This is a genomic window from Delftia deserti (assembly GCF_042653485.1).
In the GTDB taxonomy this organism is placed as follows: Bacteria; Pseudomonadota; Gammaproteobacteria; order Burkholderiales; family Burkholderiaceae_C; genus Comamonas; species Comamonas acidovorans.
On sequence record NZ_JBHSIH010000001.1, the window covers coordinates 1719466 to 1738104 of the forward strand.

Here is an 18639-nt window from a genome sequence, read left to right on the forward strand (position 1 = left end):
ATGACGGCGCCGCGTCCAAGTGTCAACGATGTTTTCCAGCATCCACGTGGCACCCCGCGCTCAGATCGTGGTCAGCACTCTCTGCGGCTGCGCGCGCGGCTGCCGCATCTGTGGCGGGCCCTGCACCTGGCTGCGTGCCTGGCTCTGTGCCTGCGCCTTCATGGACCGGCGCAGGGCCACGGCATCGGCCGCTGCGGCAGGCGAGCGACCCGTGGCGTCCAGCCGGAACACCTGCACGGTTTCCGACACGGTCTGCGCCTGGGCCTGCAAGGCCATGGCCGATGCTGCGTTCTGCTCGACCAGGGCCGCGTTCTGCTGCGTGATGCTGTCCAGATGCGCCACGGCCGCGTTGACCTGCGAGATGCCGCTGAGCTGCTCGCTGGAGGCGCTGTGGATCTCGCCGATCAGCAGGCTCACGCGCCGCACGAGGTCCAGCGACTCGACCATGGTCTTCTGCGCCACCTCGGTCCTCTGGTTGCCGTCCAGCACCTTGGCGGCGGAGTCATCGATGAGCTCGCGGATCTCCTTGGCCGCCGCCAGCGTACGCTGCGAGAGGCTGCGCACCTCGGCCGCCACGACCGCAAAGCCCCGGCCCTGGTCGCCTGCGCGCGCGGCCTCCACGGCAGCGTTCAGCGCCAGGATATTGGTCTGGAAGGCGATGGAATCGATGAGCTGCGTGATCTCTCCGATGCGCCCCGACGCGGCCTGGATCTGCTTCATGGTGGCGGCCACGCCATCGACGGCGCCGCTGCTGCGTTCGGCCACCTCGCTGGCCTGGGCGGCCAGGTCCGTGGCCTGTCGGGCCGAGTCGGCCGTGTGTTTGACGGTGCCCGTGATCTCCTCCATGGAGGCCGCCGTCTGCTGCAGGTTGCCCGCCTGGGTTTCAGTGCGCGCGGACAGGTCCTGGTTGCCCTGCGCGATTTCCCGGCTGGAGATCTGCATCTTGTCGCTTTCCTCGCGCGCATCGCGCACGATGGACAGCAGGTTCACGTTGAGCTGGCTCAGCGCCTTCTGCAGATCGCCCACCACGTCCTTGCGCGTGATGCGTATGGTCTGCGTCAGGTCGCCGGCCGCCAGGCGGTTGGCCAGCAGCACCATCTGCGCCAGCGGCGCCACGGTCAGCCGGTAGGCCCAGGCCCCGGCCAGGCCCGTGAAGATGCAGACCGCCAGCCAGGCCAGCGCGGACCACGCGTCCAGCGTATGCCCGCCCGCCAGCGCCGCGCCAAAGGCCGCCGCCACCACCATGAAGAAGATCAGCACCAGCTTGCCGGCCAGGCCCAGGCTCAATGCGCTGGCCAGGCGGCCGCGCAGGTTGTTGCGCAACAGGTGGCCGGCACGCAGCACGTGGACCTGGCGCCCGGCGTCCTTCTCGGCACGCATGGTGGCGTACAGGCGCTCGGCCGCTTCGGTCTGCTCGCGCGTGGCCTCGGTGCGCACCGACATGTAGCCCGAGGGCTGGTCGCCCTCCATCAGCGGGGTGACATTGGCCATGACCCAGTAGAAGTCGCCGTTCTTGCGCCGGTTCTTCACGGGGGCGGACCAGGGCAGGCCCGCCGAGATGGTCTGCCACATGTCGCGGAAGGCTTCCTCGGGCATGTCGGGGTGGCGGATCATGTTGTGGGGCTGGCCCAGCAGGTCTTCGCGCTCGTAGCCGCTGACCTCGATGAACATCGGGTTGCAGTAGAGAATGCGGCCCTTCAGGTCCGTGGTGGACACCAGGGTCTGGCCCTTGGGAAATGCGTATTCACGCGTGCTGACCGGCAGATTCACTCTCATAGGCGTGTCCCCCCTTGAAGATGAAAAGTCCTGCGTGCCCTATCCGGCCCGGCAAACCGCTGGCCGGAGCTCAAAGTTTCTACCCCGAACCGGCACATTTGAAACAAATAAAAACAAAACCTCCATTAGATTCAGTCGTCTGATATGACCGTATCGATAGCGTGCGCACCGCTTTGAGGCATGCAGCGCACCAGCCTGGACCCGGTGCGGGAACGCAGGTCTTCAGCTCCGGGACTGCACCCGGTCATCCGACCCTGGCACGCGGCTTGCTAAACCCCGGGCGTGGCCATGGATGGCCGCAGGGCCAGGCGCAACGACGTGCCACGGCCCGGACAAAGGCGTCACCCCGCGCGCAGCCATCGGCCGCGCAGCGTGGGGACGCCTTTTTTTATTTTCCGAACCGCAACGGGGGCACGATGAAAAGATCCAGGCTGGTGATGGTGGGCAACGGCATGGCCGGCGTGCGCACGCTGGAGGAGCTGCTCAAGATCGCGCCCGACCTCTACGAAATCACGGTATTCGGGGCCGAGCCCCACCCCAACTACAACCGCATCATGCTGTCGCCCGTGCTGGCGGGCGAGCAGCAGCTGGACGAGATCATCCTCAACGACTGGTCCTGGTATGCGCAGCACGGCATCACCCTGCATTCCGGCTGCCGCGTGCACGCAGTGGACCGGGCGCGCCGCGTGGTGCATGCCGTGGACGCGGCCGGCCAGCCGGTGAGCGCCGGGTACGACCGGCTGATCCTGGCCACGGGCTCGCGCCCCTTCATGCTGCCCGTGCCCGGGCGCGAGCTGGAAGGCGTGCTGGGCTACCGAGACATTGCCGACACCCAGGCCATGATCGCCGCGGCCGCCAGCCACCGCCATGCCGTGGTCATCGGCGGCGGCCTGCTGGGCCTGGAGGCCGCCAACGGACTCATGAAGCGCGGCATGGACGTTACCGTGGTGCATGCAGGCGAACGCCTGCTGGACCGCCAGCTGGACGAGACCGCCGCCGCCTTGCTGCAGGCCTCGCTGGCCGAGCGCGGCATGCGCTTTCTGATGCAGGCCCAGACCCGGGCGCTGACGGGCGACGGCCAGGGTCGCGTGGCCTGCGTGCACCTGCAGGACGGGCGCGAGGCACCGGCCTCGCTGGTCGTCATGGCCGTGGGCATCCGGCCCGAGACCGCGCTGGCCGAGCAGATGCACCTGCACGTGCAGCGCGGCATCGTGGTCAGCGACACGCTGCAGACCGTGACCGACCCGCGCATCTATGCCGTGGGCGAGTGCGCCGTGCACCGGGGCGTGGCCTACGGGCTGGTGGCGCCGCTGTTCGAGCAGGGCAAGGTGCTGGCCAACCACCTGGCCGAGATCGGCATCGGCCGCTATCCGGGCTCGCAGACCTCGGCCAAGCTCAAGGTCACGGGCATCCATCTGTTCAGCGCGGGCGACTTCCGCGGCGACGAGGGCACGGAGGAAATCGTGCTCAGCGACCCCGGCGCGGGCGTGTACCGCAAGCTCGTGCTGCGCGGTGACAGGCTGGTGGGCGCCTGCCTGTATGGCGACACCGAGGACGGCGGCTGGTACTTCCGCCTGCTGCGCGATGGCGTGGCCGTGCAGCAGCTGCGCGACCGCCTCATGTTCGGCGAAAGCCAAGCCGGCCAAGCCGGCCAAGCCAGCCAGGCCAGCGGCGCGTGACGGCGCCCGCGCCCGTGCCCTGCCCCTCCCTCATCCACCCCAGGCCCACCATGCAAGAAACCCGATCCACCTGCCCCTATTGCGGCGTAGGCTGCGGCGTCCTCATCGAAAGCGATGGTGCGCGCATCACGGGCGTGCGCGGCGATCCGGCGCACCCCGCCAACCACGGCCGCCTGTGCACCAAGGGCAGCACCCTGCACCTGACGGCCTCGCCCGCCCTGGCACGGCAGACGCGGCTGCTGCAGCCCGCGCTGCGTGCCACGCGCGGCGCGGCGCCCCAGGATGTGGGCTGGGACACCGCGCTGGACCTGGCCGCCGGCAGGCTGGCCTCCATCGTGCAGGAGCATGGCCCCGACGCCGTGGGCCTGTATGTGAGCGGCCAGTTGCTGACCGAGGACTACTACGTCTTCAACAAGCTGGCCAAGGGCCTGATCGGCACCAACAACATCGACACCAATTCGCGCCTGTGCATGAGCAGCGCCGTGGCCGGCTACAAGCTCACGCTGGGCGCCGATGCGCCACCGGCCTGCTACGAGGACGTGGACCATGCGGACTGCCTCTTCATCGCGGGCAGCAACGCGGCCTGGGCGCATCCCGTGCTCACGCGGCGCATCGAGCAGGCGCGTGCCGCGCGGCCGCGTATGAAGATCATCGTGGCCGACCCGCGTCGCACCGACACGGCCGGCATGGCCGACCTCTTCCTGCCCCTGCGCCCCGGCAGCGACACCCTGCTGTTCCACGGCATGCTGCACATCATGGAGCTGGAAGGCTGGCTGGACCACGGCTACATCGCACGCCACACCAGCGGCTTTGCCGACCTGCAGGCCCTGGTGCGGGAGGCCACGCCAGAGCGCGTGGGCGAGCTCTGCGGCCTGCCCCGCCACGATCTGTTCCAGGCCGCGCAATGGTTTGCGCTGGGCGGGGATGCACGCGACGACGCCGCCCGTGGCGCCACGCTCAGCCTGTACTGCCAGGGCCTGAACCAGAGCAGCAACGGCACGGCCAAGAACGCCGCGCTGATCGGCCTGCACCTGGCCACGGGCCAGATCGGGCGCGCAGGCGCGGGGCCGTTCTCGCTCACGGGCCAGCCCAATGCCATGGGCGGGCGCGAGGTGGGCGGGCTGGCCAATCTGCTGTCGGCCCACCGCGACCTGGCCAACCCGGCCCACCGCGCCGAAGTGGCCGCACTGTGGGGCGTGGACGCCGTGCCATCACGGCCCGGCAAGACCGCCGTGGAGATGTTCGAGGCCGCCGCCGAGGGCGAGATCCGCGCGCTGTGGATAGCCTGCACCAACCCTGCGCAAAGCATGCCCGACCAGGCCCTGGTGCGGCGCGCGCTGCAGCGGGCCGAATTCGTCATCGTGCAGGAGGCCTTTGCCACCACCGCCACCTGCGCCTACGCCGACCTGCTGCTGCCTGCCACCACCTGGGGCGAGAAGATCGGCACGGTGACCAACAGCGAAAGGCGCATCTCGCGCGTGCGCCCCGCCGTGGCGGCGCCCGGCGCCGCGCGCCATGACTGGCGCATTGCCGTGGACTGCGCGCGGCGCATGGAGGCACGGCTGCGCCCGGGCCGGCCCAGCCTCTTCCCCTACGACACCGAGGACGCCGCCGCAGGCGCCCAGGCCATCTGGAACGAGCACCGCGAGAGCACGCGCGGGCGCGACCTGGACATCACCGGACTGTCCTGGGATCTGCTGGACGCGCAAGGCCCCCAGCAATGGCCGCTGCCCGAGGGCGTGGCGCAAGGCCGCGCACGGCTGTACGAAGATGGCCGCTTTCCCACGCCCGATGGCCGCGCACGCTTTGCCCTGCTGCCCTGGCAGCCGCTGGCCGAGCCGCCCGATGCGCACTACCCCTTCAGCCTGACCACGGGCCGGCTGCGCGACCAGTGGCACGGCATGAGCCGCACGGGCCAGCTGGGCCGCCTGTTCGGCCATGCGGCCGAGCCCTGCCTGCAAATGCACCCGCAGGACATGGCCCAGCGCGGCCTGCGCGCGGGCGACCTGGTGCAGATGAGCAGCCGGCGCGGCGCCTTGCTGGTGCCGGTGCAGCCCGATGACACGCTGACGCCCTCCCAACTCTTCATGGCCATGCACTGGGGCGGGGAATACCTGGGGGGCACGGGAATGGGCGGCACCTCAACGGGCGGCATCAACGCCCTGACCACCCCGGCCTTCTGCCCCGGCTCCAAGCAGCCCGAACTCAAGCACACGGCCGTGAAGCTGCAAAAGGCCGAACTGCCCTGGACACTGCTGGCCATGGCCTGGCTGCCCGAGGACCGGGTGCTGGCCGTGCGCGAGCAGTTGTCCGCCCTCATGCCGCACTTCGGCTTCGCCAGCTGCGTGCCCTTCGGCAATGCCGTCCCGCTGCAGGACGCCGCCCGGGCCCGCCACGGCGTGCTGCTGCGCGCCGCCGCGCATGAGGCGCCCGGCGACGCGCTCATCGCGCAGATCGAGTCCCTGCTGGGCCTGGATGCCGCCGACACCCTGCGCTACAGCGACCGCCGCCGCCAGCACAGCCGCGCGCTGCGGCTGGACCGCCACAGCCTGTCCACCACGGTCGAAGCCCTGCTGCTGGCGGGCGACACACGCGCGGGCAGCTGGCTGTCCACCCTGCTGCAGGACCAGATGCCGGCACAGGACTATGGCCGCCTGCTGCTCATGCCCTCGGGCTCGGCGCCGCTGGCCATCCAGCCGCGTGCGCGCCAGGTCTGTACCTGCTTCGATGTGGACGAGACCGCCATCGCAGGCGCGCTTGCGCGCTGCGAGGGCAGCGACGACGCGCGCCTGGCCGCGCTGCAGGGCCAGTTGCGCTGCGGCACCAATTGCGGCTCCTGCCTGCCCGAGCTCAAGCGCCTGGTGCGCCACATACCCCTGGCGAAGAGCCGGGAGGCCGCATGAAAGAGGCGATGGAACAACGGGTTTGCATATATAGCGAAAAGTAATGAAACCTGCGGGAAAATATGCCCCCACAGGATTCCACCCACGATTGCAACGCCATGGGCATCAGCCAATACATCAAGGAAATAGGCCGCGGCGCACGCGGAGCCAAGGCGCTGGAGCGCCCGCAGGCGGCCGACCTGTTCGGCCAGGTGCTGGACGGCGGCGTCAGCGACCTGGAGATCGGGGCCTTTTGCATCGCCATGCGCATCAAGGGCGAGACCGTCGAGGAGATGAGCGGCTTCCTGGACGCCGTGCATGCGCGCGTCGCCCGCTTTCCTGCCTCTGCCGACAGCGGCCCCGTGATCGTGCTGCCCAGCTACAACGGCGCACGCCGCCTGCCCGTGCTCACCCCCCTGCTGGCCCTGCTGCTGGCGCGCGAAGGCCTGCCCGTGCTGCTGCACGGCATGCGCACCGAGGCGCGCCGCATCCTGGCCAGCGATGTGCTGCAGGCCCTGGGCATTGCGCCGCTGCCATCCCCCCAGGCCCTGGCCGGCGGCCAGGTGGCCCATATCCATACCGAACATCTGCACCCGGCCCTGGCGCGCCTGCTGTCCGTGCGCGAGGTCATCGGCCTGCGCAACCCGGGCCACAGCGTGGTCAAGCTGCTGGCGCCCTGCGACGGTCCCTGCCTGCTGGTGACGGCCTACACCCATCCCGAGTACCTGCCCATGCTGCACGGCACCTTCGGGACGCTGGGCATGAACGTCCTGCTCTCGCGCGGGCTGGAAGGCGAGGTCGTGGCCGACCCGCGCCGGCTGCCGCGCTACGACGGCTTTGTGGCAGGCGCCCACCAGCTGCTGGCCGAACAGCAAAGCGGCACCGCCTCCGACGTGCCGGGCCTGCCCGCCGAGATCGACGTGGACACCACGGCGCGCTACACCGAAGACGTGCTCGCGGGCCGGCTGCCCGTGCCGCCCGCGCTCACGCGCCAGGTGGAACACATCACCCGCCTTGCCGATCAGATTCGCTGAATACCCCAGAAAAAACGGAGCCCCGCCATGACGACCCCGTCCCACACCCCCGCGAACACCGCCCGGCGCGGCAGCTGCACCCTGGTCGGTGCCGGCCCCGGCGACCCGGAGCTGCTGACCATCAAGGCCCTCAAGGCCATACAGGCTGCCACCGTGCTGCTGGTCGATGACCTGGTCAGCGACGCCATCGTGGCCCATGCCGCGCCCACGGCGCGCATCGTCTACGTGGGCAAGCGCGGCGGCTGCAAGAGCACGCCCCAGGCCTTCATCGAAAAGCTCATGCTGAGCGCCGTGCAGGACGGCGAGACCGTGGTGCGCCTGAAGGGCGGCGACCCCTTCATCTTCGGGCGCGGCGGCGAAGAGGTGGAGCACCTGCGCGAAGCGGGCGTCGAGGTCCAGGTCATCAACGGCATCACCGCTGGCCTGGCCGGGCTCACCGGCCTGGGCGCCCCGCTCACGCACCGCGACCGGGCGCACGGCGTAGTCTTCATCACGGGCCACGCCAAGCCCGGCGACAGCGGCACCGACTGGCGCCAGCTGGCCGCCACCGCGCGCGATGCGCGGCTCACCCTGGTGATCTACATGGGCGTGAGCAGCGTGGAGCACATCCGCGCCGAGCTGCTGAACGGCCTGCCCCCGGCCACGCCCGTGGCCGTGATCCAGCATGCCAGCCTGCCACAACAGCGCCATGCGTTGACCACGCTGGGTGCGCTGGTGGAGTGCATTGCCGACACGGGCCTGGGCAGCCCCAGCGTCATCGTCGTTGGCGATGTGGTCCATGGCGTACGGGCAATGGCCGAGCCTCAGACACCGCTCACCGCTGCGGTTGCAGCCGCCTGAGCGCCAGATTGCCGCAGTCAAAAATCTATCGGTCCATAAATATCATTAGTTTTCATTAAAAATCCCCTGTTGGCTGCCGAAACAGCGTGTAGACCGTTTTGGCAGACCGCCAGCTCCGCCAGGCGGCGGTAGCGCCATCGGGGGATTCCATGAAAACACCAGGCCTTACTTTCACTTCCACAGCTGCGCGGCCACGGCTGCCCGCATGGCGGCGCACGTGGTCACGGCTGCTGGCCGGCTGCGCGCTTGGCATGGCCCTGCTCATGCCCGGCCTGGCTGGCGGCGCCGACATGGTGCTGGCCACGCGCGTCACGGCCGGTGCAAAGCCCTGGCTCACTCCAGCGCACCGCCAGTGGCTGCAGGCGCGCGGGCCGCTGACCGTGGGCATTTCCCTGCCCGACCATCCTCCCCTGGAAATGATCGATGGCGAGCGCTTCCAGGGCATCACGGCCGACCATCTGGGCCTGCTGTTTCCCACGCCGGTGCGCTTGAAGACCTATGGATCGCGCGTGGCCGTGCTCGATGCGCTGCGGCGCGGCGAGATCGACCTGGCCTGCAAGGGCACCGAGCTGGAGGCCGAACGCGCCGACCTGGCCCTGAGCGTGCCCTACCTGCCCAGCCAGCCCGTACTGGTGTCGCTCTCGCACGCCCCCTTCGACGCCGGGCGCCGGGGCGCGCGGCTGGCCATGACGCCCGACCAGCTGTTGCGCTCCCAGGTGACGGCCGCCTATCCTCTCAGCGAGCTGCAGACCTATGAAACACCCCGCCGCGCGCTGGAGGCGCTGAGCCTGGGCGAGATCGACGGCTTCGTCGGCGACACGGTCACGGTGTACTACCTGATCCAGGCCAACTACCTGCTCAACCTGCGCGTGCAGGGCTTCGCCCCTATAGAAAGCCGGGGCTTCGGCATGCTGGTGCGGCATGACGATGCGCAGCTGAAGGCCTATCTGGACCAGGCCCTGCCCGCCATCACCTTGCAGCATGGCGACGACATTCTGCACAGCTGGAGCGGCAGCCGCCGTCCGCTGCTGGGAAGCGACCGCGTGGCCCTGGCCCCCTCGGAAAAGCAGTGGCTGGATGCCCATCCCCGCATTCCCGTGGTGCTCAACAGTTCGCTGGGATCGCTGGGACAGCTGGATGCCGACCGCCAGGCCGAGGGCATAGGGCCCGACTACCTGGACCTGATCAGCCACCGTGCCGGCCTGCAGTTCGACTACATGACCGCACGCAACTACGCCGAACTCGAGACCATTCTGGGCTCGGGCAAGGCCCTGCTCACCCCCGTATACACCTCGCCGCCGATTGCATCGCCCCATATCAAGCTGCTGCCGCCCTACCTGCGCAGTGCGGTGGTGGTGATGGCCCGGCCCGAGGCGAATGCGGGCACACAGCGTGGCAAGCGCATACACCACCTGCAGGGACTGGAGGGCAAGCGCGTGGCCATGGTGGAGGGCTTCTTCCTGGAAGACACGGTGCGCCGCGAGCATCCGCGCATACGGCTGCAGCTGTATCCCGACCTGGCCAAGGCCCTGGCCAGCGTGGCAGCCGATGACAGCGATGCCTTTGTCGGCAACGACTACGCAGCGCGCTATGCCAACGCCCGGCAATTGGGCAACCAGTTGCAGCTCACCGGCATCCTGGAGGACTACACCCGCCCCGTGAGCCTGGCCGTGCATGCCGCCGAGCCCGAGCTTCTGAGCATCCTGGAGAAGGCCCAGCTGTCCATCTCGCCCGAAGAAATGGCCGAAATCGTCCGCCTATGGGCGCCGCGCGATAGCGGCAGCGGCGCGCGTTTCTGGCGCGAGCACCGCCAGCGCCTGCTGCTGCTGCTGGCGGCGCTGGCGCTGGCCACGGTCACCTCCCTGGTCTGGGGCTTTTACCTGAGCCGCCAGATGCGCAGGACACGCCGTGCCGAGCGGCGTGCCGAGGCCGCCAACCAGGCCAAGAGCCTGTTCCTGTCCACCACCAGCCACGAGATACGTACGCCGCTCAGCGCCATCATCGGCCTGCTGGAGCTGGCGCAGGACCGCGAAAAGCGGGGCCTGCCCCACCGCGAGACGCTGGCCGCGGCCCACAAGGCTTCCCAGGGCATGCTGCTGCTGCTGGGCAATGTGCTGGACCTGCACCGCATCGAGTCGGGCCACATCGACTCCACGCCCCAACCCGTGGCGCTGCGGCCGCTGATCGAAGACATGGCCCCGCTGCTGCAGGGCCTGGCGCACGGCAAGCGGCTGTCGCTGCGCACCCACGTGGGCAAGGGCGTGGACCACAGCGTGACGGCCGACCCGCTGCATCTCAAGCAGGTGTTGTTCAACCTGCTGAGCAATGCCATCAAGTTCACCGAACGCGGCAGCGTCACCCTGCGCGCGCAAGGCACCAGCCGCCATGACCGCCTGCTGCTGCAGATGGAGGTCGAGGACACCGGCATCGGCATTGCGCCGCAGGACCAGGCCCGGCTGTTCCAGCCCTTTTCGCAGGTGCCAGGGGCCCATCAGGACCAGGCCTTCGGCAGCGGCCTGGGCCTGAGCATCACGCGCCGCCTGCTGGAGCACATGGGAGGGACCATCACCCTGGAGAGCGCGCCGGGCCGGGGCTCACGCTTCACGGTCAGGTTGAGCCTGCCGCTGGTGGACCCGGACGATATGCCTTCGGCCGAAGAGGTACTGCCCCGGGTCATGCCCGCGCAGCTGGAGCTGCGTGCACAGGTCGATACAGGCACCGAGCCCCTGCCCGGCATCCAAGCCGAGCCCGAACTCAGAATCCTGGCCGTGGAAGACTATCTGTTCAATCGCGAGCTGCTCAAGAGCCAGCTCACCGCGCTGGGCCACGGCATCTCGCTGGCCAGCGATGGGCAGGATGCCTGGGCGCGTTGCCTGGTCGAGTCCTTTGATCTCATCATCACCGACGGCCGCATGCCGATCATGGACGGCTTCGAGTTCATACGGCGACTGCGCCGGCGGGAAGCCGAAAACCAGCTGCGCCGCTGCCGCGTGATTGCGCTGACCGCCAGTCCCGAGGCCTCCGAAGCCCTGCGCTACCTGCAGGCCGGTGCCGACGAAGTGCTGTCCAAGCCGGCTTCCATGGAAGACCTCAAGCGCGTCATCGAGCAGGTGCTGGACGAGTTGCAGGACAGCGCGCCCGGCACCTGGAAGACGCCGCCCACCGCGCCCTCAGCTCTCAGCCCGGCTTGACCGAGCTGCTGGCCGTCACGCGGCTTTGCTCGAAGCGCTGGGCCAGCTCGCGGCGCAGGTCCTTGCGGATCAGCGCGGCCTGCCAGCGGCGCTTTTCCTCGTCGGTGGACGGCACCAGCGTGGGCACGGGCGCAGGCTGCTTGTTCTCGTCCACCGCCACCATGGTGAAAAAGCAGCTGTTGACATGGCGCACCACCTGGGTGCGTATGTCCTCGGCCACCACCTTGATGCCGATCTCCATCGACGACTTGCCCGTGTGGTTGACGCTGGCCAGGAAGGTCACCAGCTCGCCCACGTGGATGGGCTGCAGGAACATCACCTGGTCCACGCTCAGCGTGACCACATAGCGTCCCGCGTAGCGGCTGGCACAGGCATAGGCCACCTGGTCGAGCTGCTTGAGAACGGCGCCGCCATGGACGTTGCCCGAAAAGTTCGCCATGTCGGGCGACATGAGCACGGTCATGCTCAGCTGGTGCGATGGGAAATTCATCGCTGGATTTTAGGTCCCCCCTGAGTCGCTGCGCGCCTTCCCCCAGAGGGGGACGACACCCTCGGTGCGGGGCGGCCCTTCCTCGGTGTCCCTGGCTTCAGGACACGCCAGTTTCACAGGGCACGCGAAGGGCTGGCACAAGTGCGCGAGAATGGGCGCCCTTTTGCCCCCCGAGTGACGTTTTTGTGACCTCTTCCCTCTCTTTCGACGCCATCGTCATCGGCGCCGGCGCGGCCGGTCTGTTCTGTGCGGCCCAGGCCGGGCAGCGTGGCCTGTCGGTGCTGCTCCTGGACCACGCGGAGAAGGTGGCCGAGAAGATCCGCATCTCGGGCGGCGGCCGTTGCAACTTCACCAACCGCGACCTGGACGTGCGCGCGCCGCACAAGCACTTCGTGGGCGGCAACCCGCAGTTCTGCCGCTCGGCCCTGTCGCGCTACACGCCGGCCGACTTCATCGCGCTGATGGACAGGCACGGCATTGCCCACCATGAAAAGCACAAGGGCCAGCTGTTCGCCGACCGCTCGGCCGAGGACATCATCGCCATGCTGCTGGCCGAATGCCAGGCCGGCGGCGTGCAGCGCTGGCAGCCCTGCAAGGTCGATTCCGTCGCGCATGCGGATGGCCAGTACCTCCTGCAGACCAGCCGTGGCGCCGTGCAGGCGCCCAGCCTGGTCATCGCCACGGGCGGGCTGTCCATTCCCAAGATAGGCGCCACCGACTTCGGCTACCGCCTGGCCCGGCAGTTCGACCTGCCCCTGGTCGAGCGCGTGCCGGGCCTGGTGCCGCTGACCTTCGACGGCGACGCCTGGGCACCCTACGCCCAGCTCGCCGGCCTGGCCTTGCCCGTGGAAATCAGTACCGGCAGCAAGAAGGAACGCATGGCCTTCATGGAAGACCTGCTGTTCACGCACCGCGGCCTGTCCGGCCCCGCCGTGCTGCAGATCTCCAGCTACTGGAAGCCCGGCACGCCCCTGTGCATCAACCTCGCCCCCGAGGTGGACCTGCAGGACGAATTGCTCAAGGCCAAGTCGCGCTCGCGCAAGCTCATCGCCAATGAACTGGCGCAGTGGCTGCCCTCGCGCCTGGCCGATGCCTGGGTGCAGCAGGACGCGGCCTGGCAGCGCCCCATTGCCGAAGCCTCGGACAAGGCCCTGAACCAGCTGGCCGAGCGCCTGTCGCGCTGGGAGATCGTGCCCACCGGCACCGAAGGCTACAAGAAGGCCGAAGTGACGCTGGGCGGCGTGGACACGCGTGCGCTTTCGCAACAGACCATGGAATGCAAGACCCGGCCCGGCCTGTACTGCATCGGCGAGGTGGTGGACATCACCGGCTGGCTGGGCGGATACAACTTCCAATGGGCCTGGGCCAGCGCGCATGCGTGCGCGCAGGCCTTGCCTTGTGCGTGATTTGTCAGATCGCTTTCGTCTCGCGTATAATCGCCCGCTTTGCTGGCAATTGCCCCGTCGGCCAATACTAGTTAACCATTGACGGGGACCAACCGCTGAACATGGCTCTCAGGCCCGATCTTCCCGAGAACCCGCTGTCAGCACAGATATCTGGAAATCTAGCTAATGACCACCATCCGCGTAAAAGAAAACGAGCCCTATGAAGTTGCCCTGCGCCGCTTCAAGCGCACCATCGAAAAGCTCGGCCTGCTGACCGACCTGCGCGCTCGCGAGTTCTACGAGAAGCCCACATCCGAACGCAAGCGCAAGAAGGCTGCCGCCGTCAAGCGTCACTACAAGCGCGTTCGCAGCATGCAGCTGCCCAAGAAGCTGTACTGATCAGCTCTTGACCAGCCGGCTCTCGTCAGCCGCAAAACCCGCGCTCGGGACGCCAGGCGCGGGTTTTTTGTTTTTGTTTCTTGGTTTTTGTTTTCCGACGCCACTACCTCAGGAGAAATGCCATGAGCCTCAAGGCCCAGATCACCGAAGACATGAAGACCGCCATGCGCGCCAAGGACAGCGAACGCCTGGGCACCATCCGCCTGCTGCTGGCCGCGATGAAGCAAAAGGAAGTCGATGAACGCGTCGAGCTCGACGACGCCGCCGTCATCGCCATCGTGGACAAGCTGATCAAGCAGCGCAAGGACAGCATTGCAGCCTTCGAGGGCGCAGGCCGCCAGGACCTGGCCGACAAGGAAAAGGCCGAAATGGCCGTGCTGACCGCCTACCTGCCCGCACGCATGTCGGCCGAGGAAGTGGCCACCGCCGTGAAGGCCATCGTGGCCGAGCTGGGCGCCTCCGGCCCCGGCGACATGGGCAAGGTCATGGGCGCGGTCAAGGCGCAACTGGCTGGCAAGGCCGACATGGGCCAGGTGTCCGCTGCCGTCAAGGCTGCCCTGGCAGGTTGAGCCTGCTGCGGCAGCCGCGCCCTTTTCAGGACGCTGCTGCCGCCCATTCCTGCTGAAAGTGCTCCTGCAGGAATTCGACACAGACACGCACCTTGGCCGACAGCTGCAGCCGCGTCGGATAGACCGCCCAGACATTGGCCTCCTGCCGCCATTCGGGCAGCAGCTGCACCAGGCGCCCGGCCTGCAGATGGGCGCCCACATCCCACAGCGAGCGCAGCGCAATGCCGCGCCCGTCAACGGCCCACTGCACCACCATCTCCCCGTTGTTGGCCGACAGCGGCCCCGTGACCTTCACCGATTGCTCGGCGGCGCCCGCGCGCAGCCGCCACACGCCAAAGGCCTGGTCGCGCTCCTTGATGGCCAGGCAGTCGTGGGCCGACAGCTCGGCCGGCGTGCGCGGCATGCCACGGCGCGCCAGGTAGGCAGGCGCCGCGCACAGCACGCGGTGGTTGTCGGCCAGCCGCCGCGCAATCAGGTGGGGCGCAATCTCGTCGCCCACGCGCACATCCAGATCGAAGCCCTCGCCCGCCACATCCACCAGCCGGTCGAACACATCCAGCCGCACCTGCAGCTCCGGATGGCGCTCCACCAGCCGGGACAGCGCCGGCGCGATCACATGCCGCCCGAAGCCGAAGCTGCTGCTCACGCGCAGCAGCCCGCGCGGCTCGCTGCGCGTGATGGCCACCTCCTGCATCAGCTGGTCCATGTCGTCGAGGATGCGCTGCGCCCAGTGGAATACGCGCTCGCCCTCCTCGGTCACGGCCACGCGGCGCGTGGTGCGGTGCAGCAGCTTCACGCCCAACTCCTGCTCCAGCAGGCGGATGCGCTTGCTCACATAGGCGGGCGATGCACCCAATTCCTCGGCCGCAGCGGCAAAGCCGGATTTGCGGGCCACCACGGTGAAGACGCGCAGGTCTTCGGGAGCCGGTTGTTTATTCACGATCTGTAAACAATGGAACCACAGTTGGCCGATTGTATTTAGCCCTGGAGCAGCCAACAATGCCATGCATGCGGCCGGACTGCCTATGCCGTTTCTCGTTTTCCATCCATTCGATCCAAGGACAGACACCATGCAAGACACATTCAAGATCGCCGTCATCGCCGGTGACGGCATTGGCAAGGAAGTCATGCCCGAAGGCCTGCGTACCCTGGAGGCCGCTGCCAGCCGCTTTGCGATCAAGCTCGAATTCCACCATTTCGACTGGGCCCACTGCGACTACTACCTGGCCCACGGAAAAATGATGCCCGACGACTGGAAGGCGCAGCTGTCCGGCATGGACGCCATCTTCTTCGGCGCCGTGGGCTGGCCCGCCACCGTGCCCGACCATGTCTCGCTGTGGGGCTCGCTGCTCAAGTTCCGTCGCGAGTTCGACCAGTACATCAACCTGCGCCCCGTGCGCCTGTTCGAGGGCGTGCCCTGCCCGCTGGCCGGCCGCAAGCCCGGCGACATCGACTACTACGTGGTGCGCGAGAACACCGAAGGCGAATACACCTCGCTGGGCGGCATCATGTACGAGGGCACGGACCGCGAAATCGTGATCCAGGAATCGGTCTACTCGCGCAAGGGTGCCGAACGCCTGCTCAAGTACGCCTTCGACCTGGCCCGCAGCCGCGAGCGCAAGCACGTCACCCTGGCCACCAAGAGCAACGGCATCGCCATCAGCATGCCCTGGTGGGACCAGCGCGCCGAGGACGTGGCCAAGGCCTACCCGGACGTCACGCTGGACAAGCAGCACATCGACATCCTGACCGCACGCTTCGTGCTGCAGCCGGGCCGCTTCGACGTGGTGGCCGCCACCAACCTGTTCGGCGACATCCTCAGCGACCTGGGACCGGCCACCACGGGCACCATCGGCCTGGCCCCCTCGGCCAACCTCAACCCCGACCGCAGCTTCCCCAGCCTGTTCGAGCCCGTGCACGGCTCGGCGCCCGACATCTATGGCAAGAACATCGCCAACCCCATCGCCATGGTCTGGTCGGCTGCGCTGATGCTGGACTTCCTGACCCACGGCCAGGGCGCAGGCCGCGCGGCACACGACGCCATCGTCTCGGCCATCGAGGAAGTCATCAAGAACGGCCCCCGCACGCCCGACCTGGGCGGCACGGCCAGCACCACCGAAGTGGGCCAGGCCATCGCCCGGCGCATCGCTGCCGCCTGAGGCGCCACGCCGGGGTTCGCGCCGCCCCGGCTACCGGGCCCTGCGCAGCCTGCCTGCCCCAACCAGCGCCGCCAACAGGCCCAGCATGAACAGCGCCACGGTGTGCAAGGCCGGCACAGGCGTGGGCACTGACGTGGGCACTGGCGCCGCCGCCACAGCCTGCGTGAAGCCCTGGCTCATCGGGGCGTGGCTCGCATCCCCGCTGTAGTCCACGACAAGGTTGTGGGACCCGGGCTCCAAAGGCACGCGGACCGTGATGCTGGCAGCACCGCTGGCCAGGGGGGCAGAGCCCAGCAGCGACCCGTTGTACGAGACCGTGATATCGCCCCTGGGAAGCAAGGCCGCCATCGCCCGCAGCGCCTCCCGGTGGGCCTGCACCTCGGTCACGGCCGACACGTTGATGGTCACATCGTCGCCGGGTTTGGAAGGGTTGGGGGTCGAAGTGATCACCAGGGTCGCCGCTGCCAGGGCAATTTGCACGCTTTGCTGCTGCCTTGCTGCCGCCTCGTAGTTCGCGTCACCGGCCTGGTCGGCCAGGATGCGGCAGGGCCCCGTTGCAGTGAAGGAGACCGTACTGCCCGCAATGGTGCAATGGGCAGCCGTCGCCGCATCCACGGAGAACACCACTGCCTTGCCGGAAGCCCCGCCCGTAGCTGCCACGGCATAGGTATCGCCCACCTTGGCGCCTGCAGGCGCCACGGAAGTGAAGGCAATGGCCTGCGAGCCCTTGCCGATGCTCAAGGACAGGACTTGCCGGGCCGCAGGCAGATGGTTCGCATCCCCCTGCTGATCGGCGGCCAGCAGGCAGTTGTCCGTACCCGCCTGCCTTCCGTACACCTCGGCACCGCTGACGGAGCAGGCAGCAGGCGTCAGGGAGCTGAACTGCACGGCCTGGGCCGAGCCGCCGCCGGCGGCGCTGAGAGCCACCCGTGCATCCACGACCAGGGCCGCCGGCATGCTCCAGACGATGGTCTGCGCAGCAGGCTGCACCGTCACCGGGTAAGCCATCTCGGGAGCGGGCCCATAGGTCGCGTCGCCGACCTGCCGGGCCGTCATCCTGCAAGTGCCTGCGGAATGGAAGCTGAACACCCCTGCGGCATCGACAGTGCAAACCTCTGGCGCAGATGCGGAAAACGTCACGGCCAGGCCGGAGGTAGCCGTTGCAACAGGCGTGAATGTCGTGCCGAAGGTCTGCGCCGACGGCTGTGCGAAGTCGATGGTCTGCTCCCGCCGGAGCGTGGTGAAGGGCACGCTGGCCACATCCGGCTGCACGCGGCCTGCGCCATCCCTGGCGATGAAGTGCAGCCTGTAGGCCGTATTCACCGCCAGCCCTCCGATATCGATATCGTGGACCACGCCGGCCGTCAGACCGACCGAGGCGCCGCCCGCCTGCAGCGCGGCGGCATCCGGAGCCGCCGCGGCCGCAGCAAGCACCTGCCAGTAGCCCGTGCCGTCCCGGTCCAGCGCCACGCGGGCCTTGGCCGTCACGCCGCCCGCCTGCGGGTCGACGGCGGGAGCCAGACTGAAGACCGGGCGGCCCAGCACATAGCTGGCAAACCCATGGTTTTGTGTTGGTTGCCACCCATCGGACATGGATGACAGGCCCGCCCAGGCCGCATTGGCAGGGATGGACGATGCGTCCATGGCGAGCAGGGTCTGGATGCCATCGAGCGAATAGTGGAAAACAGTGCTGCCGATGGGACGCGTGAAGGAGTACCCCTCGATCTGAAAGGAGCTGATCGTGGCCCAGGCTGCCGCTGCAGGAATGCCCATGGGGTCGGTCGTCTGCACGACCTGGCCCTGGTAGCTGTAGGTGTAGTGCTCGTTCCAGCTGTTGCTCGCCCAGCCGCCATCCCAGTAGTTGGAAGGGGTGATCCAGTCCGCAGTGGCGGGTGGCGAGCTGCCTTGCTGCACCACGCCACCCTCGCTGAACGTGTATTCGGTCACCGTGCTCGCATACAAAGCGTGGTACTGCGTCTGGTAACTCGTCATGACCAGCCCCTGCGCTGGCGCGGCCACGGCGACGGCGCAATGCAGGCCGGCCCCGAGTACCGCCCCCCACGGCATCATCGCCCTGGAAAATCCCACCCGAAGGCAACTGCCTCGTTCTCTCACATGCACTCCCGTTTCAACTTGCTGTTCTTCTGGTCCATGCCGGGGGTACCGGCAATGCATGAGCCTAGCGGCCGCATCTGCCCGCGCCTTGACTGCGCGTTGCGCTTTTCTTGACATTGC

General features: G+C 68.3%; 13 protein-coding genes. 9 read left to right on the plus strand and 4 right to left on the minus strand.

All coding sequences use genetic code 11. The features are described 5' to 3' along the window. Positions 1 to 60: 60 nt before the first annotated feature. Positions 61 to 1776, minus strand: coding sequence for a methyl-accepting chemotaxis protein (locus tag ACFPFG_RS08255; RefSeq protein WP_183020995.1), 1716 nt, complete (start codon positions 1774 to 1776; stop codon positions 61 to 63). Positions 1777 to 2192: 416 nt separating this feature from the next. Between ACFPFG_RS08255 and ACFPFG_RS08260 the strand changes: the two genes are divergently transcribed. From ACFPFG_RS08260 to ACFPFG_RS08280, 5 genes are all read left to right on the plus strand, one after another. Continuing rightward, positions 2193 to 3455, plus strand: coding sequence for an NAD(P)/FAD-dependent oxidoreductase (locus tag ACFPFG_RS08260; protein ID WP_380105979.1), 1263 nt, complete (start codon positions 2193 to 2195; stop codon positions 3453 to 3455). A gap of 50 nt (positions 3456 to 3505) precedes the next feature. Continuing rightward, positions 3506 to 6358 (plus strand): molybdopterin-dependent oxidoreductase, encoded by a 2853-nt coding sequence (locus tag ACFPFG_RS08265; protein WP_380105981.1) that lies wholly within the window; start codon positions 3506 to 3508, stop codon positions 6356 to 6358. A gap of 98 nt (positions 6359 to 6456) precedes the next feature. Beyond that, entirely contained in the window at positions 6457 to 7371 is a 915-nt protein-coding gene (gene ybiB, locus ACFPFG_RS08270; protein WP_380105983.1) for a DNA-binding protein YbiB, read from the plus strand. A 27-nt stretch (positions 7372 to 7398) separates the two neighbouring features. Beyond that, positions 7399 to 8211 carry a uroporphyrinogen-III C-methyltransferase gene (gene cobA / locus ACFPFG_RS08275; protein ID WP_380105985.1) on the plus strand — a complete coding sequence of 271 codons (813 nt, stop codon included), beginning with the start codon at positions 7399 to 7401 and terminating at the stop codon, positions 8209 to 8211. 251 nt (positions 8212 to 8462) lie between these two features. Further along, positions 8463 to 11402 (plus strand): ATP-binding protein, encoded by a 2940-nt coding sequence (locus ACFPFG_RS08280; RefSeq protein WP_380105987.1) that lies wholly within the window; start codon positions 8463 to 8465, stop codon positions 11400 to 11402. Here the strand turns inward: ACFPFG_RS08280 and ACFPFG_RS08285 are convergent. Continuing rightward, entirely contained in the window at positions 11389 to 11892 is a 504-nt protein-coding gene (locus ACFPFG_RS08285; protein WP_183020989.1) for an acyl-CoA thioesterase, read from the minus strand. The two genes, ACFPFG_RS08280 and ACFPFG_RS08285, sit on opposite strands and share 14 nt — an antisense overlap. Before the next feature lie 185 nt (positions 11893 to 12077). On the opposite strand from ACFPFG_RS08285, the gene ACFPFG_RS08290 reads away from it, so the two are divergent. From ACFPFG_RS08290 to ACFPFG_RS08300, 3 genes are all read left to right on the plus strand, one after another. Beyond that, positions 12078 to 13298, plus strand: coding sequence for a BaiN/RdsA family NAD(P)/FAD-dependent oxidoreductase (locus tag ACFPFG_RS08290; protein ID WP_380105989.1), 1221 nt, complete (start codon positions 12078 to 12080; stop codon positions 13296 to 13298). Between the two features lie 165 nt (positions 13299 to 13463). Beyond that, on the plus strand, positions 13464 to 13676 hold the full coding sequence (gene rpsU / locus ACFPFG_RS08295; protein WP_012204283.1) for a 30S ribosomal protein S21: 213 nt from the start codon (positions 13464 to 13466) through the stop codon (positions 13674 to 13676). A gap of 122 nt (positions 13677 to 13798) precedes the next feature. Beyond that, positions 13799 to 14245, plus strand: coding sequence for a GatB/YqeY domain-containing protein (locus ACFPFG_RS08300; protein ID WP_012204282.1), 447 nt, complete (start codon positions 13799 to 13801; stop codon positions 14243 to 14245). Between the two features lie 25 nt (positions 14246 to 14270). Here ACFPFG_RS08300 and ACFPFG_RS08305 read toward each other — a convergent pair whose 3' ends face one another. Further along, a complete protein-coding gene (locus ACFPFG_RS08305; RefSeq protein ID WP_183020987.1) occupies positions 14271 to 15185 on the minus strand; it encodes a LysR substrate-binding domain-containing protein in 915 nt (304 codons plus the stop codon). A 130-nt stretch (positions 15186 to 15315) separates the two neighbouring features. On the opposite strand from ACFPFG_RS08305, the gene ACFPFG_RS08310 reads away from it, so the two are divergent. Next, the gene (locus ACFPFG_RS08310; RefSeq protein ID WP_183020986.1) at positions 15316 to 16404 is read left to right on the plus strand and encodes a tartrate dehydrogenase; all 1089 of its coding nucleotides are present in this window, start codon (positions 15316 to 15318) and stop codon (positions 16402 to 16404) included. A 30-nt stretch (positions 16405 to 16434) separates the two neighbouring features. On the opposite strand, the gene ACFPFG_RS08315 is transcribed toward ACFPFG_RS08310, so the two are convergent. Beyond that, positions 16435 to 18396 carry an Ig-like domain-containing protein gene (locus ACFPFG_RS08315; protein WP_380105993.1) on the minus strand — a complete coding sequence of 654 codons (1962 nt, stop codon included), beginning with the start codon at positions 18394 to 18396 and terminating at the stop codon, positions 16435 to 16437. Positions 18397 to 18639: the final 243 nt, after the last annotated feature.